Source organism: Hymenobacter sp. DG01 (assembly GCF_006352025.1).
Classification (GTDB): Bacteria; Bacteroidota; Bacteroidia; order Cytophagales; family Hymenobacteraceae; genus Hymenobacter.
In genome coordinates, this window is record NZ_CP040936.1 from 3,565,672 (window position 1) to 3,584,792 (window position 19,121).

Genomic DNA, 19,121 nt, shown 5'->3' on the forward strand with positions numbered 1-19,121 from the left:
GTAATTAACGGGTAGCCGCCGGAGCGGGGTTGACCGTGGGCGCGTTTTGAAGGGTGAAGACGCCAGTAGGATCGAGGATGGTGTAGAGCGAGAAATCCTGGTTGGCCGTCAGGCCCCGGCCGGTCAGCACTTCGGTGGGGGTAGTAACCCGGATTTCGGTTTCCTTCTTGGTGTAGATCAGGGCTTTGTTCTGATCGAAGAAAGCTTCCTCGGTGTTCATGCTCTGCTGCTTGGGTACATTGGTCACGCGCACATTGCCGCGCAGGGTGTACACGCTGGTGCTTTTCTCAAACAGGCCATAATTGCCTTTGATGGTGTTCACCACGGTAGCCCCATCCTGCCCCAGAAAGGTAATTTCGACTCCCTTGGGGTAAATCTGGTTGCCATTCTCGAAGTCCTGCCGCAGCGGAGACGTCAGCCGGATGCGAAGCTTAGCCGAGTCGCTCACAATCATGAGCAGGTTCTGGGTTTCCATGGTGGGGCCCGTGTACGTGACCTTCTTGGCCGCCACTTCTTCTTCCCGCTTGTGGCAGCCGGCCAGGGCACTGGCCAGAAGCAGCCCTGGCACCAGGTAACGGAAATAGCCTGGAGTCATGATGGGGCCTTATTGGATGCGGCGCTTGATAAACCAGCGGTTATTCAGGGTCACGCCCAGCTGCATGCGCACGTAGTCTTCTTTCACGTTGCGCTCCAGAGTACCATCGGCCAACTGCAGGGTGTTGGTGTTGCCCCGCTGCCCGTACATAAACGCCAGGCTGATGGTGGTAGCATCAAGCGGCGTAGCGGTAGGCAAAGGGAAAGCAAAGCCCCAGCTTACAGCCCGGTCGTAGAGGGTGTTGCCCCCGGGGCGGTACGGCAGCTGCGCCACGCTCAAACCCGCCCGGTAGGTTACCCGCTTAAAGTAGCTATCCACCGAGGCTACGTCCGGTGTCAGCTCTCCGCCTATTGCCATGCGGTACGTATCGCTGAGCGGAATGCCAGCCGTGCCGCCCTGCTCGCCAAAGGCCCGGAACTGCGACCACTGCTGCCGGGTACCTTCTAGGCTCACGCTCCAGCTCCGGTTATCATCGAGGCTGATGCCGAACTGGGTGAGCGCGGGCACCTGAGCCCGGCCTGTAGCATCAACTTCCAGTGCCGTAAGCGAGGACTGCAGGCCTACATAGGTTTGCCGGATCAGGCTCAGGCTTCGCTCCCCGTTCAGGTTGGAGCGGAAGCTGTAGGTGCCGCCCAGGTTGTAGTTCAGCTTGTCGTTGAACTTACCCCGGTAGTGCGCCCCGGCTCGAAAGGCAAAGTCAGAGTAATGGATGTGCTGCTGGTAGATGTCGCGGCTGGCAAGCTCCAGTGGAATGCTAGAGGTACCCACACGGGTTCCGGCCTCCTGGTCAATGCTGCCGAAAACGTACCCTACCGACACGCCGGCCGTGAGCCCTTTTCCTACCCGTACGGCATGGCTCATGTAGGCCTCGGCTAGTCCGCCGCTGCCCTTGTACTGCTTCTCTACCTGCGCGGTCTGGTCGCCAACTACACTGTTGTCGATAGTCGTGGATTCGTAATCAACGGCGCTGTAGGGCTTCAGGCCGATGGCGCCCGCCCAGCGCCGGTTGATGGGCACTGCCAGCGCCAGGTAGCCCAGATTGGCCGAGCCCGTGCGCTGCCGGCTTACGTTGTTGCGCAGCGTTTTGAACTGCCCGCTGTAGCCACCTTCAAAAGTGGTGCGGGTAGTGTAGTAGATCAGCGCCGGGTTAATTTCATTGACGTTTACGCTGTTGGGCGCCGCTACCCCAATGCCGCCCATTGCCATTTGCCGCACGCCGCCGGAGTTCAGGCTGGCATCGCCCAGGCCCAGGCGCGAGTAAGGCGAGTTGCCGAGGCCCTGCCCCAGTACGGCCGGCGAAGCCACCAGCAAGCCCAGCAGCGAAAGACCACCGGCCAGGCCGGTGAAGTTAGGTTGAGACATGGTGTACTAAAATTCGGTGGAGCCCAATCAGCACGAGCTCTGGAATAACAAAGATAGGTCCTTTCAAGCGGGCACGGAAAAAAGCCGCATCCCCGCCGGCCAGCACCACGGCCAGACCGGGGTAGCGGGCCTCATAGTCGGCCAGCAGGCCGCGCACTTCAGCTACAGCCCCGTTCATTACCCCACTCCGAATTGCGGACTGCGTATCGTCGCCGGTGAGGGGCACGGGGGCAGCCGGGTCCGTGAGGTGGGTTACCAACGGCAGCCGGCCCGTAAACGTGTGCAGGGCCTGAAACCGCATGGACAGCCCCGGCGCGATACTGCCGCCCCGGAACGTATGGCCGCCTTCTACCAAGTCGCACTTAATGGCTGTGCCGGCGTCCACAATCAGTACGGTGCGGGCCGGCAGCAGCCAGGCAGCACCCACCGCCGCGGCCAGCCGGTCGGCGCCCAGGGTGTGGGGGGTAGCGTAGGCGTTGGCAATGGGTAGCGGGGTAGCAGCCGGAGCAAACTCCAGCACCTGCCCGGGCACCTGCTGCCGCAACTCGGTGGCCCAGGCAGTGGTCGGCTCGGCCACGGAAGCTACTATCCCATGCTCGGGCCGGAGCCGCGCCACGGCTGCGCGCACCTGCTCCGGCGTTTGGCCAGTAGCCGACTCTACCAGTACATCGGCTTCAAAGCAGCCATACTTCACGGCTGTGTTACCAATATCAAGGGCCAGGGTGCGCAAGAGATGGAAGGATGAGGTAGTGAAATAGTAAAATGGTGAGGCTGCTGTTCGGGTGGCACCACTCGCGCGGTTTGTGCCGGCTGAACAGCAACCTCACCATTTTATTATTGCAGTCGGTTCACTGCTAAGAGCCGGCAGGGGCCGGCACGGTTGCGTGCCTACATGAAATACTTCAGGCGGATAACTTCCTTCTCGGTGAGGAAACGCCACTTACCACGGGGCAGGTCCTTTTTGGTCAGGCCAGCGTACTGCACTCGGTCCAGGGTTACCACGTCGTAGCCCAAGTGCTCGAAGATGCGGCGCACAATGCGGTTACGGCCAATGTGGATTTCCACCCCCACGAAGTGCGGATTACCCGCTACCACGGCCACGTCGTCCACCTCAGCTTTACCATCTTCCAGCTCCAGGCCCTCGGCAATCTGGCGCAGGTGCTCCTCGGTCAGGGGCTTATCGAGTTCTACCTGGTAGATTTTCTTGTTGCGGTGCGAGGGATGAGACAGTTTCTGGGCTACTTCCCCGTCGTTGGTGAAGAGCAGCAGGCCCGTGGTATTGCGGTCCAAGCGGCCCACCGGAAACACGCGCTCCTTTGAGGCGCTTTTCACCAGCTCCATTACCGTGCGCCGGCCTTCCGGGTCGTCGGTAGTCGTGATGTAGTCCTTGGGCTTGTTGAGCAGCACATACACCAACTTCTCGCGGTTGAGGTTGGTTTTGCCGTACTGCACCGTGTCGGAAGGCTGCACCTTGTAGCCCATTTCCGTTACAACTTCCCCATTCACCTTGATTTCGCCGGCGGCAATCAGCGCATCGGCCTCCCGGCGGGAGCAAATGCCCGCGTTGGCGATGTAGCGGTTCAGACGCACCTCACCGCTGGCCAGGTCGTCTTCCTCGCGGCGGCGCTTGTTGCCGCGCATTTTATCTTCCTCGTAAAACTTGAGGTTTTTGTAGTCGGGCGCTTCCCCGGCTACTTCCCCAAACTTACGCTTGCCGGCCTGGTTCGATTCGGGTGTTTGCTTGCCCCTACCCTTAAATTCGTCGTGAGCCCGCTTCGGGCGCTCCTCAAACGAGCGTGCCTCCCGGGGCTGCCGGAAACCACCAGCCCGCTCCTCACCGAACGAACGGTTCTCCCGCTTGTCGGGGCTGCCGAAGCTGCCCGGACGAGCGGTCCGCTTTTCCCCGAAGCTTCCGCCCCCGAAGCCGCCTTCGCGGCGCTCACCCCCGAAGCCACCCGGCTTGCGGTTGCTGAACTCGCGCCGGCTGTTGCTTTCCGGGTTCTGCTCAAAGCGCCGGTCATCAGAACGCTCAGCCCGGTGGTCCGTAGGCAGATCATCGGGGCGGCCCCGGTAGTCGAAGGGCCGGGCCGGCCGGATTTCCCGCTCCCCTTCCGCAGCAGGGCGACGGCTCTGGTTGTCGCGGAACTCCCGCGGCTGGAAACCTTCCGTGCGGGGCTCGTCCTGACTGTTGGGGTTTTGTTTAACAAACCGACGGTTCCGCTCACCGGGCAGGCCGCGGGGTACGGTAGGCTTGCCCTCTTGGCTGTAAGGCTGGCCCTGCCAGGATTTCTTGGGTTCGAAGGAGCGCACCGGCCGCTCGTCGCGACGGTCCTCACCTCCTTCAAAGCGTCGGGCGCCGCCCTGCTGCCCGTAGCCGCCGCTCCGCCCTTCATTGTTACGGGAGAAACCGCCACCGGCTGCCCCAAACTTCTTGGTGCTGCCAAAGCCCCCTACCCCTCCAAATTTCTTCGGGCTGGTGAAGCTGCCGCTGGCCGGACGGCCAAAGCCGGGCCGCTCGTTGCCGCGGGCATCATCGCGGCCGCCGAAGCGCGGGGCGCTGCCTGCTCCCCGCTCGTCACGGTTGCGACCGGGCTGAGAGAATTTGCGGAAGCCCTCGCCCCCGCTGGAGTTGCCGGTGGGGCGGCCACGGCGGCCGGGCGTATCGCCGGAGAAGTGTTTCTTGCCCATACTGGAAGAAGCGTGCGTGCCGTATCGCTACGGTACTGTAGTAGAAAAATCAGGTTCAAAACTCAGGAAGCCCATAACGAACGGCTTCTGAAAACAGTGCCCGGACCAGCAACCCGGCTCCACCATAGCGGAGGCCGGTCACGAGTCCGGGCAAGTAAGCAAGGCTGCTACGAACCTAGTCGCGGCGGGCCATTTTGGCTTCAATAGAGTGCTGCGTATGAGGTACTGCGCGCAGGCGTTCCTTAGGAATCAGCTTGCCGGTACCAATACACACCCCATAGGTGCCATTCTTGATGCGAATCAGGGCATTTTCGAGCTGCTGAATAAACTTCATCTGGCGCGAAGCCAACTGGTTCAGGCTCTCTTTCTCGGCCGTGTCAGCACCGTCCTCCAGCACCTTCGAAGAAGAAGCCGTGTTATCAGTGCCCGAATCGTTTTTACGGCTCAGCGTTTCTTTGATGAACGCCACTTCCTTGCGGGCAGCGGTGAGCTTATCCTGAATGATCTGCTCAAACTCCGCTAGTTCTTCCCTGGAATAGCGTAGGGGTTCTTCACTCATGTTGGTGCAGGGAGAGGTTATAAGAATGATGATTAGCTGACTGCCCGCCTCGAACTGACCAGGATGCTAGCAGTTAGAGCCCAACAGCGGCTTGCACGAATAAGTTTACCTTACTGATGCCTCCGGAGCTGCCGGACCGGTACTGCCTGCTCCCGGAAGCTCCCGATGACCAAGCATTTTAGGGCGCAAAGCTACGCTTTTGTCCGCTAATCAACATAGGATCATGTAGGTTGCTCCCGAAGGGCCACCTTGCTCTCAGGCAAGCTCTGCAGTACCAGACTAGAAGCCGAGCATGTGAATGGCGGCCACGGCTCCCTCCACTCCTTTATTGCCGTGCTTACCACCGGCCCGGTCCCAGGCCTGCTCCAGTGTGTTGGTAGTTACCAGCCCGAAAATAACGGGCTTGTTAAACTTCAGGCCCACGTTGGTGATGCCGCTGGCAACGGCGTGGCAGATGTAATCGTCATGCTTGGTTTCACCCTTGATAACTACCCCCAGGCAGATAACGGCATCTATCTCCTCGTGCTGGGCTAGCAGCTGGGCCCCCAGCGTCAGCTCGAAGCTGCCAGGCACGGTGTTGCGGAAAATATTTTCGGGCTTGGCCCCGTGCTTAATTAACGTGTCGTAAGCGCCGCGGGCCAGCGTGTCGGTAATTTCCCGATTCCACTCGGCTACTACCAGCCCAAAGCGTTTGTCGGAAATATCAATGAAGTTGTCAGAGGTATAATCGCTCAGGTTTTTGAGGGAAGTAGCCATGAAGGGTAGTTCTGGTTAGGATGCGAGTCGATGGTGCGGGCAAAGGTACAACTGCCCGGCATGTGGGCCTGTGCCTGATCTGGGTGGTGAAAACCAACAGGTGCTATACTTAAAAAGGACGGGCCAGCCCGTCCTTTTTAAGTATAGCACCTGACAATGCAGATCTATTTGCCGGCCAGCGCTTCGGCGCGTGCCTTATACTGTTTAGCTTCCGTAGCTTCTGCCGAAGCAGGGTAGTCCGTCAGGATTTTATCGTAGGCGGCAATGGCGCCTTCGTTGTCATTGTTCAGCTCACGGGCGGTAGCTTCCTTCAGCAGGTAAGCCGGCGAGAAATACTCGTTGGCGTTATGGTTAGCTGCCTTGTTATAAAAGTCGGCAGCCTCCTTAGCCTGATTGAGCTCGAGGTGGGCATCACCCAAGAGAGCATATGCCCGGGCTTGCACCAGGTAGTCGTTGGAGCTGAAATCCTCGAGGTAGTCGATGGCCTGCTTGTACTGGCCCTGCTTAAGAGTGGCAACACCAGCGTAGAAGTTGGCCAGGTTGCCCGCGTCAGTGCCGCTGTACTCCGAAGCAACGCGCTCAAGCCCCAGGTTGCGGCCGTCGCCCTTCATTGCTTTCTGCAGGGAATCGGCCTCCCAGTAGTTCACTGCCTGAAACAAGGCGGCCTGTCCCTTGCTATCCTGCGAGCCACGCCACAGGTAGTACCCAAAGCCCCCTACCACGGCTACCACCACCACTGCCAGCAGACCCAGCAGCACGTTTTTATTGCGCCGCACGAAGTCCTCCGACTCAGCCAATCGGATGGCCAGGGCATCAGGGTCTTCCAGCAGCGGATGCTCGGGGTTGTATGCTTCCGCTGGCTGCAGCGGATCCGCAGAGGGAACGGCACGCTGCGCCTGTTGCTGGCGGGCCTGTTGGCTTTTACCTGTGAAAGGAATTTTTGACATGAGGATTACGCAAAAAGGAGGCCGGGGCCTGGTAAACTCCCGCAGTACTAGTCGCGGATGTAGGGGTAGTCTTGCTGCACATACACATCCTTATACAGCTCATCGGCCGTGGGGAAGGGCGAGTTCTCAGCAAATTCAACGGACTCCTGCACCTGCGCTTTAATCTTGTCATCAATAGCGCTGAGCTGTTCCTCAGTAGCCATGTTGTGCGTCAGGATGGTGTGGCGCACGGCTTCGATGGAGTCGCGGGAACGGTAGTCTTCCAGCTCCTCCTTGGTCCGGTACTTGGCCGGGTCGCTCATGGAGTGACCCTTATAGCGGTAGGTTTTGAATTCAAGGAAGGTAGGACCTTCGCCGGCCCGCGCCCGCTCAGCAGCCCGGGCTACTGCGTTGTGCACGTCCTCTACGTTCATGGCATTCACCGGCTCCGAGGGCATGTCGTAGCTCTCGCCCAGGGTATAAAGCTCGGTCACGTTGGAGGTGCGCTGTACCGAGGTTCCCATGGCGTAGCCGTTGTTTTCTACTACAAAGATGACAGGCAGCTTCCAGAGCATAGCCATGTTGAAGGCTTCGTGCAGAGCGCCTTGGCGTACGGCACCATCACCCATGTAGCAGATGCACAGGTTGCCGGTCTTGTTATACTTCTCGGCAAAAGCAATGCCGGCACCCAGCGGCACCTGACCGCCCACGATGCCGTGGCCGCCAATGAAGTTTACGTTCTTGTCGAAGATGTGCATGGAGCCACCTTTGCCTTTGGAGCATCCGGTAGCCTTCGCATACAGCTCCGCCATAATAGAGTTGGGCGAGGTACCCAGGGCCAGGGGGTGGGCATGGTCACGGTAGGCGGTAATCCACTTGTCGTCCTTGGTCAGGGCCGACACGGCACCGGCTACGCAGGCTTCCTGACCTATATAGAGGTGGCAGAAGCCTTTGATCTTTTGCTGACCGTAAAGCTGACCAGCCTTCTCCTCGAACTTGCGCATGAGTTGCATTTGCTCATACCACTGCAGGTACGTTTCCTTCGGGAATTCCGGCTGATCCGGGGTGGTTGCTTTAGGAGCGCCCGTAGCCTGCTTAGCCTCGTTGTTGGCGGGCGGCAGCACCGGATCGGGCTGTTTTACCGTATCGGTAGCAGCCTCGCCTTGGGGGGTAGCTTTCGGGGCCGACGATTTTTTCGTCGAATTGGAAGCCTTAGAGGCACCCTTTACTTTCGTCTCCGCCATCTTGCTTTCGGTTGTTCGCGTTTGGGATGCGAAAGTACGTAAAAGGATTGCAATTCCGAACCCCGCGCATGATACTCGAAAGCCTGCATTTACTGTTCTTTAAAAACTACGAAGAAGCCAACGTAGGCTTGTCGGCTCACATCAATTGTTTCGTTGGCGACAATGGCAGCGGCAAGACCAATCTGCTGGATGCCATTCACTACCTCTCCCTGACCAAGAGTGCCTTCACTGCCTCGGATGCTCAAAGCATTCAGCAGGGAGCGGAGTTCTTCGTGGTGAAGGGCAAGTTCAGAAGCGCTGAGGCCGAGCGGCCGGAAACAATACAGTGCAGCTTGCGCGCAGGACAGAAGAAAATCGTCAGCCACGACAAGCAACCCTACGAGCGGGTTTCGGACCACATTGGTAAGTACCCAGTCGTGCTCATCTCTCCCTACGATACAGACCTTATCCGGCAGGGCAGCGAAGAACGGCGGAAGTATTTTGACAGCTTAATCTCCCAACTCGACCATACGTATCTGGAGCACCTGATCCGTTACTCACATCTGCTGAAGCAACGCAACTCCTTGCTTAAGCTGGCAGCCGACCGGCTGGCTGGCTATGACCGGGACTATCTCTTAGTGCTGGATGAGCAGCTGGCGCCACTAGGCGAACAGCTGGTGCAGCGCCGACAGCAATTCCTGATCGAATTCGAGCCGGTCTTTCAGCGCCACTACGAGCAGCTGGCTGATGCCCGGGAGCAGGTAACGTTATCCTATAAGAGTGAACTGCCGGGGGCCGATTTTTTGAAACTCCTACGCTTACAGGAACGCAAAGACCTCAGCCTGCAGCGCACTACCGTGGGTCCGCATCGCGACGACGTGACGTTCCTGATGGATGGATTGGGCGTGAAGGGGTACGGGTCGCAGGGGCAGCAGAAGTCGTTTGCCATTGCGCTTAAGCTAGCCCAGTTTGAGGTGCTGGCTTTGCACAAGCAGCAAAAGCCGCTGCTACTACTCGACGACATCTTTGACCGCCTCGACGAGAAACGGATTACCCGCCTGATGCAGCTGGTTGCAAACCACACCTTCGGACAGATATTTTTGACCGATACTCACCTGGAGCGCACCGATCGGGTGCTGGCAACCTTGTCGGATGATATTCGTCGCTTCCGGGTTGATTCCGGTACGGTGACGCTGCTTTAGCGGGGCGCAGGCGGTATCTTTGAGTAGCGGATAACACACCAGCTGCTCGCGCGTTAAGTAACACAATGGCTCTTAAAAAACCTTTCTCTTCCGAAAATTCCCGTCAGTCCGACATTGTTCCGCTGAAAGATGGAATTACGGCTTTGCTTCGTGCCTACCGGCTTCAGGGCAAATTGAACGAGGTGACGGTAGTAGCCAGCTGGGAACGGATCATGGGTAAGGCCGTGGCTATGAAAACCCAGCAAGTGTATGTGAGCAACAACAAGCTATTTGTTCGCTTGTCTTCCGCTCCCCTCAAGCACGAGCTGATTATGGCTAAGACCCGGGTGCTGGAGAACATCAATGCAGAGGTAGGCGAGAACGTTATTAAGGAAGTAGTATTTCTCTAGCGATACTACCCGGTTAGCTAGGAGTAGTATGGTACGGCCGCAAGACTGGGCTCCCCTTTTCCTCTGACATACTCTTAGCTATTTACTCAGCCTCCCTTTACCTCTCTGTGAAGCGTGCCCCTGCAGTACCTACTGAATCTGCTGCGGGTAGTATCAGGTCTTTTACTTCTTGGTGGACTCTCCCATGTCTGTGCCACGGCCGGCCAGTAATGCTCGTTGCACACGGGACCTCACGCAAAGTAGGTAGTCGCGCGAAATGGATCTAGTTAGATCATCTTCACGTAGCCGCTGGCATCAACCTACTATCAGCAGCCCCGGGCTCGTTGGGTGACATGCGTTTATTCAGGGCGGCTATACCGCCGGCTGACTTCCTGAAGATCCTACCTCACTACCTGCTGCTACAGGGCTGAAGCTATGGCAAACTCTAGCTGAGCAGCCGGCAGATTTTATGCGTGTACCTCCGGCCTCGTTCTGCTTACGGCTAGTAGCCGATTTCGCAACGCTCGTTTTCCAGTAGGTGCAACTGCCGCTCGATGGTTAGCCTAGTGCGGGCGTTGTCGAACTCGCGGTTGTATTGCTCCTTGAACTCGCGCCGCTTGATGGCCTCCAGAAACCGACGGGTATCCTCGGTAGTTTCCAGGCGAAGACCGGGCACTGCGGTGGGCTGCCCTTCATCGTTCTTGGCGACCATAGTGAAGTAGCAAGTGTTGGTATGTTTTACCGTGCCGGTCCGCACATCTTCCGCCGTCACCTTGATACCTACGAGGAGCGAAGTCCGGCCTACATAATTCACGGAAGCCAGCAAAGACACCAACTCCCCTACCTCTACGGGCTTCATAAAATTGACCCCATCAACGCTTACCGTGACGCAGTAAGTACCGGCATGTTTAGAGGCCGCAGCGTAGGCAACCTTGTCCATGAGGGAGAGCAAAATTCCGCCGTGAATTTTGCCTCCGAAGTTGGCATAGGAAGGTATCATCAACTCGGTAAGAGTTACCCGTGAATAGGACACCGGGCGGTATGCTGGCAGGGCGGGTTGCAGACTCGAATCGTTCATAAGAAGGAAGTGAAATAACAGCAGCTAAGGTAGGAGCCTCCCCCGTAAACGGCAGTGTTACGCGGGTTCGGGCGTGACCCGAAGTACTGTTTTCGTGGCGCTGTGCGGATTTACACCGTACCCAGCTTGATCGTGCCTCTGGCACCACCGGACACTTGTGGAATGACCTGTCTATAACAGATATGTTTCACGTGGAACAACCCTGTTACTTAGGTCCATACACTTTCAACAGAAGTTCGTTGTACGCCTCAAGGAGTGCAATATACTTCTGCTGCAACGCCAGAAGCTGTTTTACAGGATCGGTATCTGTTACAGGCGCAGCATTGTAACGTGGAGCATTCTGAGGCGCCTGATTATTTGTTACAGATGATACAGAGGCAGGTGTTACAAAAGACAAAGCCGCTTGTTGTGGCACTGTAAAGTCTTGAGAAAAATCGTGTGATATTACATCACCTACTCGCTTTACAAAAGCGTAATCAAGCGTCTCTTCCTTGAATTTACGATAGATGGTCGGACGTGTAATACCTAGTTCGTCCACAATACGTGTAATGGAAATACCGCTGTTTTTAATAGCTTCCTGCAGGATTTCGCCTTGATGTGACATAATCAGAGAGTGTATCAGGTGGTGAGTATGTAAATATAACATAGTGTCACATGTACACAATACAATACAGTGTATCATCACCGTGACATTATGATTGTAGCATGTGTAAAACAACTGTGTGTAACGCTTATGTACACTGCTTAACGTTACACGTAATACATCATCCATTTGTATCAATACCTACGCAGTGTAACGCAGTAGATCCTGTTACAAGAAGTGGGGCTGGTACTCTAATTTGGGGCCCTTGCCAAGACTGAAGACCGACCTGTTTATGGCGCCACTAGGTCGCAGCTAAAGCCCTACTCCCCTACCCTACTGAGGTAGCCAGCGCACCAAACATGAGACCTCAGCGGCGCTACACAAACGCGGGCCGCAGCGACAGTAGTCGGTCCGGAAAATCGGTGGTGATACCCCGTGGGTGGTAGGCTAACACTGCCCGTAAATCAGCCGTTTCGTTTACCGTCCAAGGAACAAAATCGAGCTCTGCCTCCTGTAGGTTGGCAACCAAGCGTGGGGTCAATAAATGGAAGTCGGGGCCTACTATATCGGGTACAAAACCTAACTCGGCCAAGTGAGCCCCGAGGGGTTTTTCGTCTTCTATCAGCAGGCAGAGCGGCAGCTCCGGGGCCACCTGCCGGGCCTGCTGAAGGATGCGCTTATCGAAGCACAACAGGGTAGTTCGGGAGCCAATACCTAGGGCCTGAAGCTCGGCCAGAACCAGGGCCAGAAAAGGAGCCGGGGTCGGGTGGAATAGCGCGTCGCCGCCGGGCGTGCTTTTCATTTCCACACTGAACCGAACCAAGCCTCGCCCCTGCCGCCGGGCCTGTTCGTCGGCGGCCGCGACCACATCGCGCAGGAGAGGTTTGTACGCCGGCTCGGGCACTTGGGTGGGGTAGGCCGGGTGCCGGGTCAGGCCGCAGTCGTATTGCCGGATCAGGTCGTACGGCATGGCATACAGGTTGTGACGAGCCTGCTCCGTGGTCGGAATAACTTCGCCGGCCGGCGTACGGCAAATAGTAGCAGACATCCACGGCTCGTGGGACACCACCACCTGGTTATCCGCTGATATCACTACATCCAACTCCAGGACATCGACGCCCAAGCTCACCGCGTGGCGGAAAGCTGATAGGGTATTTTCAGGGCGCAGGCCCCGGCAGCCACGATGACCGTGGACCTCGGGAAAGGTTGCTATAGGAAGCATAAATAAAGGCGGGCTGAGAAGTGCAGAGGCGCTGCTGAGGGCCTGAGGAAACGCCGTAGGCAGCCGGACAAAATCATTCTACTTTTACTTTCTTACGACGTTTCTCGCCCCATATTCCTCCTCATGAAAAAAATGATTCTGGCCCTGCTGCTGCTGGGCGTAGCTGTAGGTGGCTACCTCTATTACCGCAAGGTTTCAACCGGGCCTGAGTACTCGCTGCTGCAGGCAGCCAAAGCAGTAAACGACCATGACCCAGCCGCCTTTGAGCGCTATGTTGATGTAGGCAGCGTAACCAGCAGCTTGGTTGACGACGTGACGGAACAGGGCTCGGTATTGGGCATGCTTAACCCCGGCGGTATAGCCGTGAAGGGCGCGTTGCGGCTCCTGAAACCCCAGCTGGCCAAGGCAGCCCGCCAGGAGGTGCAGCGCTACGTGGAAACCGGCTCGGTAGAAGCGGCGGCGAGTGTGCCCAAGCCCATTGGGAACGTGTCGTTGCTGGGGCTGGCTGGTAAAGTGGTTAGTCCCGAGAGCAAATTCAAGGGCATCAAATATTCCAACCAAACCGACGAAGAAGCCCTGGTGGGACTGGAATTTACACAGCCCCGCTTCGATACTACCCTCGTGCTGGAGGTGAAGATGCTCAACAAGGGTGACTACTGGCAAGCTACCCAAATCACCAATACGGCGGATATTCTAAAACACGTTGCCCGCCTGGAAAAGCAGCGGCTACTTGGCCGATAAGCTGTTGGCTCAGCCACCAAAAGCAACAGCCCCGGCGCTCAGTTGAGCACCGGGGCTGTTGCTTTTGGTGGCTGAGCCAGCAGTTACTTGTCTTTACCAAACAGCAAGAATGCCAACGAACCTAGGAAGGGGAAGAAGAAAATAATCAGACCCCAAACCAGCTTCTTGCCCATAGACCATGGCTGCTGAAACAACTTAAACAATGCATAAACTGCGAGGATAAGGTGAATTACACCGGCCGTTGTGAGGGAGCCATCGGCGTTGCGGGTACGGCCGCAGCTGCTCAGCAGAAAGGAGGTCAGCAGACCCATCAGGCCTACCAGGCTAAAGGAACGCGGGCTAAAAGAAGCGGGAATGAGCTTATTCATGGTGCAGGGAGTGTGTAGAGTGGATGGAGAGAACTGCCCATCTGTACGCACGTCCGTTTGAAATAGATATTATCAAATACTTTATATCATATTATATATTTGATTATCAATTAGTTAATTCAAAAACTGACGTATATTCTCCCAGAACAGCGGACCTACTTTTGGTATCAGTATGAGTGTCAGCACGATACCATACAGAGCGCCGTAAAAGTGGGCATCGTGGTTAATATTGTCGCCCCGGCGCCGGCCCATGTAATAGGAATACGCCAGGTACAGAAAACCGAAGATGAAGCCCGGAATCTGGATAGGAATGGGGAATACCATCATCTTCCCCAGAGGGTTGAACAGAATGGCAGAAAACACAACCGATGCTACCCCACCCGAGGCGCCAAGACTCCGGTAATTGGGGTCGTCGCAGTGGCGCAGGTAGGTAGGAATGTCCGACACTACAATGCCGCCCAGGTACAATAGCAGGAAGTACAGCAGCCCGGTAGTAGGCCCGAACACACCGAAGAACACTGTTTCTACTACCTGGCTGAAGGAGTAAAATGCCAGCATGTTGAACAGCAAGTGCCCGAAATCGGCGTGCAGAAAACCGGAGGTAATGAAGCGGTAGTAGTCGTTGTTGCGCTTCACGCGGTAGGGGTCCAGAATCCAGCTGTCGAGCAGCGCAGCATTGGACCATGCGTACAGAGAGATGCCGACCGTCAGCACGGTGAGCACCAGGGTAGGAGAAATTTCCATGAGCCTGAAAGAAGGGCAAGAAGAAAGGAAAGGCTACTGCTCGCGCTCCATGAGTTGGAGGGCAAGCTGGCGCAGCGGGTTTTTACGCATTTCGGGGGCCTCTACGCGCTCCAAATGCTGCAGGGCATCCAGGAAGTAGTCGTTGATGAGTGCTTCCGTCTGAGGGCGTATTTCGAGCTCATCGTAGATGGTTCGTACGGCCTGCACCTTGGCGTCGGCATCGGCAACGGGCTGGCCGATGTGTTGGGCCAGTACGGCACGCTGGGCTTCCGAGGCCTGGGCCACGGCCGTGAGCAGGAGGTAGGTTTTCTTGTCGCTGAGGATGTCGCCGCCCACGCGCTTACCGAAGGTGGCCGCGTCGCCGTACACGTCCAGCAAATCGTCGCGCAGCTGGAAGGCTACCCCGATGCCCACGCCAAACTGCCGCAGGTGGTCGGCATCCTGGCGGGAAGCGCCGCCGAGCAGGGCACCCAGCTCCAGCGCAAAGCCCAGGAGTACGGCCGTTTTCAGCCGGATCATATCGAGGTACTGGGCTATGCTGACCTCGGTTTCCGTCTCGAAGTTCATGTCCCACTGCTGGCCCTCACACACCTCAGCGGCCGTTTGGGAGAAGCGGCGCAGCACGTGGGGTAGCAGCTCGGCGGGTACATCCAGGAAGAGCTCGTAGGCGCGTACCAGCATCACGTCGCCGGAGAGGATAGCCACGTTGGGGTTCCACTTTTCGTGCACGGTAGCCTTGCCCCGGCGCAGGGGCGCCTGGTCCATCAGGTCGTCGTGGAGCAGGGTGAAATTATGGAAGACCTCAGTGGCCAGGGCCGGCTTCAGAGCGGGCTCCAGCTTATCAGTGAAAACATGGGCACCGAGCAAAGTCAGCAGGGGCCGAATCCGCTTGCCGCCGAGGGCCATGATGTAGCGAATGGGCTCGTAGAGGGCCGCCGGTTCTTCGCCATAACGAAGCTGGGAGAGGCCGGTATTGATGCGGTCAGTGAGTTGGGACAGATCCACGGAATGGGGTGAAAGTTCAGAAGGGAAAGGTACGGAAGAGTATGGGAGCAGGTGAGGAGGTGATGGGCCGATGAGGTGAATAGCGGCAGGAAGAAGGTGAGGGTTGAGGGCACAGACAGAAGGCAACAGGGGCGCGGGGGTAATTTGTTATCTTCATCAGCCGGCTCATCGGTCCCTACCCCCACATCTGCCATGAAGCTTACGCGCTGCTGTGCTGTTCTATGCTGTGGGTTTCTGCAGACTGCTGCAGTTGCCCAGAACTCCTACAACTGGTGGGATGCCCGGCCGTCGGCACCCGTTACCGCCCCACCACGCCCGGCCCGCAATCCTGCCGCTGCCGCGCCCGCACCAGTAGCCGCCGACTCACTTCCACTCACCAGCGGGGGTTACTTCTACGTGGAGCAGGTACCGGTTTTTCCGGGTGGGCAGGAAGCTCTTGCGAAGGTCATCCGGAAAACCCTGAAGCGTCCATCGGGTCCCCGGCTGCACGGCCGGGTGATGGTGAATCTGGTCGTGCAAAGTTCGGGAGAGGTGACAGACGCGCAGGTAGCGCCAGGCTACGGCCTCAATACCGCCTACGATGCGGCCGCCGTGGAATGCATCCGTCGCCTACCCCGGTTTGAGCCCGGCAAGCGTAACGGTAAAGTCGCGGACACGGCCATCACACTGCCGATTGTGTTTCCATAGCCAGCTGGCGAAGCAGCACTCAGAGCCGCAGCAAAAAGCCCTTACCTCCGGGACGAGGTAAGGGCTTATCTTATTGCAAGGGGTAGGACAACGCGGCACCTGTTTACCGGCGGCGCTTGCTGCTACCAGACTTGCTGCCGCCGGGGCGGCCACCTTTGCTACCCCCGCTGCTCCGCTCGGGGCGGTAGCCGCGGCGGCTTTCGCGGTGGGCGTCGCGCTCCTCCCGCTCCCGGTTCTTCACCGAGTCAGGGCGGTTGTCCACCAGCTCAAAGTCAATGGTGCGGTCCAGCAGATTGGCCGATTTTACTATTACCTGCATCTCGTCGCCGAACTGGATGATGCGCTTGCTGCGCTGACCTACCAGGCGGTAGTTGTCCTTATCCAGCTCGAAGAAGTCGCCGGGAATGTCGGCTACGCGCACCATGCCTTCGCACTTGTTCTCCTCAATTTCCACGTAGAGACCCCACTCCGTCAGGCCCGACACCACGCCCGTAAACGTGTCGCCGATGCGGTCCTGCAGGAACTCCACTTGCTTGTATTTGATGCTGGCGCGCTCGGCATTGGCAGCCAGCTTTTCGCGCTCCGAGGAGTGCTTGCACTCTTCCTCAATAGGCTCTACCTCCACGTTCTTGCCGCCCTCCAGGTAGTGTTCCAGCAGGCGGTGGGCCATCATATCGGGGTAGCGACGGATAGGCGAGGTGAAGTGCGAATAGTGGTCGAAGGCAAGGCCGAAGTGCCCGCGCGGATCGGTGGTGTAGGTAGCCTTGGCCATGGTCCGGATGGCGAGCGTCTGGATGACGTTCTGCTCCGGCCGGCCGACTACCTCACTGCTCAAATCGTTTAGCTCCGAGCTCAGCTTCTTCGGGTTCGAGAGGTCGAGCTGGTGGCCAAACTTCTGGGCGAAGAGGGCGAAGTTCTGCAGGCGCTCCTCGTCGGGGGCGTCGTGCACGCGGTACACCATCGTGAAGCGGGGTTTCCGATTCTTGAGCTTGAACACGAACTCGGCCACCTTGCGGTTAGCCAGTAACATGAACTCCTCAATCATCTTGTGGGCATCCTTGCGCTCCTTCACATACACGTACAGCGGCTTGCCTTGCTCGTCCAGCTTAAACTTCACCTCCTGCGTCTCGAAGCTGATGGCCCCCTGCTTGAAGCGGGCGGCGCACAGCTTTTTGGCGATGTCGTTCATCAGCTGAATCTCCGGCGTATAGTCCGCCTCCAGCCCTTCGATGCGCTCCTGGGCCTCTTCGTAGGAGAAGCGGCGGTCAGAGTGAATGATGGTTTTGCCAAACCAGGAGCTGTAGAGCTTGCCGTTCTCATCGAGCTCAAACACGGCCGAGAAGGTCAGCTTGTCCTCGTGGGGGCGCAGGGAGCAGAGGCCGTTGCTGAGGCGCTCGGGCAGCATGGGAATCACGCGGTCCACGAGATACACGGAGGTAGCACGGTAGCGGGCCTCTTTTTCCAGGGCCATGCCGGGGCGCACGTAGTGCGTTACATCGGCAATGTGTACCCCAATTTCCCAGTGCCCGTTTTCGAGCTGCTGAATGCTGAGGGCATCGTCGAAGTCCTTGGCGTCGGCAGGGTCGATGGTGAAGGTGGTGATGTTGCGGAAGTCGCGGCGGCGCTCCAGCTCACTCTGCGGAATCTCCAGCGGAATGCTTTCCGACTCCTCTTCTACCTCGGCGGGGAACTCAAACGGCAGCCCAAACTCGGCCATGATGGCGTTGATTTCGGCTTCGTTTTCGCCGGCCTTACCGAAGCTGCGCACCACCTCGCCTACGGGCAAATGGCCAGCATCATGCTCCGGAAACTCGGCAATACGCACCAGCACTTTCTCGCCGTGGTTGGCGCCGTGCAGGTTCTCGTAGGGCACAAACACATCGAAGTACAGCTTGCGGTTGTCGGGCTTCACGAAGCCAATACCACCCTGCATATGCAGGCGACCCACCAGTTCGGGGCGCACCCGGTTTACGACCTCCACCACGTCGCCGACGGGGCGGCCGTCGCGGGAGCCGCGCAGGCGCAGACGCACCGTGTCGCCGTGCATGGCAAACTTCAGCCGGTCGGTGAACACGCGTACATCCTGCTCGCTTTCCTCCGAAATAACGAAGGCGTATTTGTCGGTAGCCAGCGCTACGGTGCCAGTGATAACCTCGCCTCCACCCTCATGCCGGGAACGGCGGGGGGTAGCGGGGCCATCGGCATCAGGGAAGTCGAAGCCGGCCTCGCGGCGACGGTGCACTACAGGGTCCTGGCCGAACTCCGTTTCCACGGGGCGGCCTCCACCACGGCTCATGCCGGCAAAGGGTTCCCGCTCGTTGCGGCGCGTTTTACGGCCGCTGGCGGGCTCGGTAGCTGCCTGAGCCGCGGCGGCATCCGTCAGGCGGTAGTCGTCGTTCTGGAGCAGGGCAAGCAGGCCCGCTTTCTTAAGGGCCTTAAGGTGGTTGAATACATCTTCGCGCTGCTCCTTGGTGGTCACGCCAAGGCGACGGGAGAGCTGGCGGTAGGCGAATACTTTGCCGGGGTTGTCGCGGAAGATGCGAAACACAAGGTCTTTGGAAATGGGGGCCGCGGCGGCATTATCGCCACGAGCTGCCTTCGCGCGAGGGGCGCGGGGGGCGGCGGATTCGTCTTTTTCTTTCATGTAGAAAAGGAGCCGCCAGTGGTTGTCTTTTTCGCAGGCGGCGGGGTTGAATGAGGGAGAAACCAGTAGTACTACGCGGTTTCTCAGGTAAAGTAATCCAGCCCGGAGCCGGGCTTCAGAAAGATGATACGGAATATATCGGGAAATAACTATTTCTAGTCGAAAAAGGAGGTTACGCTTGGGTTGCATCGGCCAAGGCACTCAGCACCGTACGACCAAAATCGGCTAAGTCCCACTCCTTAAGGTCGGACACTTGTCCGTCGCCTACCTCCACAATGATTGGATATCCAGCTGCGGTAAGGGCTACATCAAACTACAGAACAAACGCGGGTGCAGGCAAAAAAGTGCCGATTGGTGTTGGGGAACTACA

General features: G+C 57.9%; 19 protein-coding genes and 1 pseudogene. 4 read left to right on the top strand and 16 right to left on the bottom strand.

The window, feature by feature from the left end:
• Window positions 1-4: 4 nt before the first annotated feature.
• The 8 genes from lptC to pdhA form a co-directional block, all read right to left on the bottom strand.
• Window positions 5-595 (bottom strand): LPS export ABC transporter periplasmic protein LptC, encoded by a 591-nt coding sequence (gene lptC / locus FGZ14_RS15120; protein WP_139925052.1) that lies wholly within the window; start codon window positions 593-595, stop codon window positions 5-7.
• A gap of 9 nt (window positions 596-604) precedes the next feature.
• Entirely contained in the window at window positions 605-1,957 is a 1,353-nt protein-coding gene (locus FGZ14_RS15125; RefSeq protein ID WP_139925053.1) for an outer membrane protein transport protein, read from the bottom strand.
• Window positions 1,944-2,687, bottom strand: coding sequence for a type III pantothenate kinase (locus tag FGZ14_RS15130; RefSeq protein ID WP_139925054.1), 744 nt, complete (start codon window positions 2,685-2,687; stop codon window positions 1,944-1,946). Before FGZ14_RS15130 ends, FGZ14_RS15125 begins: the two co-directional genes overlap by 14 nt.
• A gap of 158 nt (window positions 2,688-2,845) precedes the next feature.
• Window positions 2,846-4,645, bottom strand: coding sequence for a pseudouridine synthase (locus FGZ14_RS15135; protein WP_139925055.1), 1,800 nt, complete (start codon window positions 4,643-4,645; stop codon window positions 2,846-2,848).
• A gap of 175 nt (window positions 4,646-4,820) precedes the next feature.
• Window positions 4,821-5,204: a TraR/DksA C4-type zinc finger protein gene (locus tag FGZ14_RS15140; protein WP_139925056.1), complete on the bottom strand. Its 384-nt coding sequence runs from the start codon at window positions 5,202-5,204 to the stop codon at window positions 4,821-4,823.
• 279 nt (window positions 5,205-5,483) lie between these two features.
• Window positions 5,484-5,960, bottom strand: a complete 477-nt coding sequence (ribH, locus tag FGZ14_RS15145; protein ID WP_110976063.1) for a 6,7-dimethyl-8-ribityllumazine synthase — start codon at window positions 5,958-5,960, stop codon at window positions 5,484-5,486.
• Between the two features lie 164 nt (window positions 5,961-6,124).
• Window positions 6,125-6,907, bottom strand: a complete 783-nt coding sequence (locus FGZ14_RS15150; protein WP_139925057.1) for a tol-pal system YbgF family protein — start codon at window positions 6,905-6,907, stop codon at window positions 6,125-6,127.
• Window positions 6,908-6,954: 47 nt separating this feature from the next.
• Window positions 6,955-8,130, bottom strand: coding sequence for a pyruvate dehydrogenase (acetyl-transferring) E1 component subunit alpha (gene pdhA, locus FGZ14_RS15155; RefSeq protein WP_139925058.1), 1,176 nt, complete (start codon window positions 8,128-8,130; stop codon window positions 6,955-6,957).
• 68 nt (window positions 8,131-8,198) lie between these two features.
• Here pdhA and recF point away from each other — a divergent pair, with 68 nt between their 5' ends.
• Together recF and FGZ14_RS15165 are read left to right on the top strand one after the other, a co-directional pair.
• Window positions 8,199-9,311 carry a DNA replication/repair protein RecF gene (gene recF, locus FGZ14_RS15160; protein ID WP_139925059.1) on the top strand — a complete coding sequence of 371 codons (1,113 nt, stop codon included), beginning with the start codon at window positions 8,199-8,201 and terminating at the stop codon, window positions 9,309-9,311.
• 65 nt (window positions 9,312-9,376) lie between these two features.
• Window positions 9,377-9,700: a DUF721 domain-containing protein gene (locus FGZ14_RS15165; RefSeq protein WP_139925060.1), complete on the top strand. Its 324-nt coding sequence runs from the start codon at window positions 9,377-9,379 to the stop codon at window positions 9,698-9,700.
• Window positions 9,701-10,181: 481 nt separating this feature from the next.
• On the opposite strand, the gene FGZ14_RS15170 is transcribed toward FGZ14_RS15165, so the two are convergent.
• From FGZ14_RS15170 to FGZ14_RS15180, 3 genes are all read right to left on the bottom strand, one after another.
• Window positions 10,182-10,679, bottom strand: coding sequence for an acyl-CoA thioesterase (locus FGZ14_RS15170; protein ID WP_139925061.1), 498 nt, complete (start codon window positions 10,677-10,679; stop codon window positions 10,182-10,184).
• A gap of 283 nt (window positions 10,680-10,962) precedes the next feature.
• On the bottom strand, window positions 10,963-11,361 hold the full coding sequence (locus FGZ14_RS15175; protein WP_180754371.1) for a helix-turn-helix domain-containing protein: 399 nt from the start codon (window positions 11,359-11,361) through the stop codon (window positions 10,963-10,965).
• A gap of 355 nt (window positions 11,362-11,716) precedes the next feature.
• A complete protein-coding gene (locus FGZ14_RS15180) occupies window positions 11,717-12,562 on the bottom strand; it encodes a glycerophosphodiester phosphodiesterase family protein (protein WP_139925063.1) in 846 nt (281 codons plus the stop codon).
• Between the two features lie 123 nt (window positions 12,563-12,685).
• On the opposite strand from FGZ14_RS15180, the gene FGZ14_RS15185 reads away from it, so the two are divergent.
• The gene (locus FGZ14_RS15185; RefSeq protein WP_139925064.1) at window positions 12,686-13,303 is read left to right on the top strand and encodes a DUF2939 domain-containing protein; all 618 of its coding nucleotides are present in this window, start codon (window positions 12,686-12,688) and stop codon (window positions 13,301-13,303) included.
• Window positions 13,304-13,386: 83 nt separating this feature from the next.
• Here FGZ14_RS15185 and FGZ14_RS15190 read toward each other — a convergent pair whose 3' ends face one another.
• The 3 genes from FGZ14_RS15190 to FGZ14_RS15200 all read right to left on the bottom strand — a co-directional run bounded on the left by FGZ14_RS15190 (window position 13,387) and on the right by FGZ14_RS15200 (window position 15,420).
• Window positions 13,387-13,671: a PLD nuclease N-terminal domain-containing protein gene (locus tag FGZ14_RS15190; RefSeq protein WP_139925065.1), complete on the bottom strand. Its 285-nt coding sequence runs from the start codon at window positions 13,669-13,671 to the stop codon at window positions 13,387-13,389.
• Between the two features lie 114 nt (window positions 13,672-13,785).
• Entirely contained in the window at window positions 13,786-14,415 is a 630-nt protein-coding gene (locus tag FGZ14_RS15195) for a rhomboid family intramembrane serine protease (RefSeq protein ID WP_308217150.1), read from the bottom strand.
• Between the two features lie 33 nt (window positions 14,416-14,448).
• Window positions 14,449-15,420 carry a polyprenyl synthetase family protein gene (locus FGZ14_RS15200; RefSeq protein WP_139925066.1) on the bottom strand — a complete coding sequence of 324 codons (972 nt, stop codon included), beginning with the start codon at window positions 15,418-15,420 and terminating at the stop codon, window positions 14,449-14,451.
• A gap of 192 nt (window positions 15,421-15,612) precedes the next feature.
• Here FGZ14_RS15200 and FGZ14_RS15205 point away from each other — a divergent pair, with 192 nt between their 5' ends.
• Window positions 15,613-16,107, top strand: a complete 495-nt coding sequence (locus FGZ14_RS15205) for an energy transducer TonB (protein ID WP_139925067.1) — start codon at window positions 15,613-15,615, stop codon at window positions 16,105-16,107.
• Window positions 16,108-16,210: 103 nt separating this feature from the next.
• Here the strand turns inward: FGZ14_RS15205 and rnr are convergent, their stop codons facing one another.
• Both rnr and FGZ14_RS22350 read right to left on the bottom strand, forming a co-directional pair.
• A complete protein-coding gene (gene rnr, locus FGZ14_RS15210; RefSeq protein ID WP_139925068.1) occupies window positions 16,211-18,751 on the bottom strand; it encodes a ribonuclease R in 2,541 nt (846 codons plus the stop codon).
• A gap of 172 nt (window positions 18,752-18,923) precedes the next feature.
• A pseudogene (locus FGZ14_RS22350) lies at window positions 18,924-19,049 on the bottom strand (hypothetical protein); the annotation flags it as partial.
• Window positions 19,050-19,121: the final 72 nt, after the last annotated feature.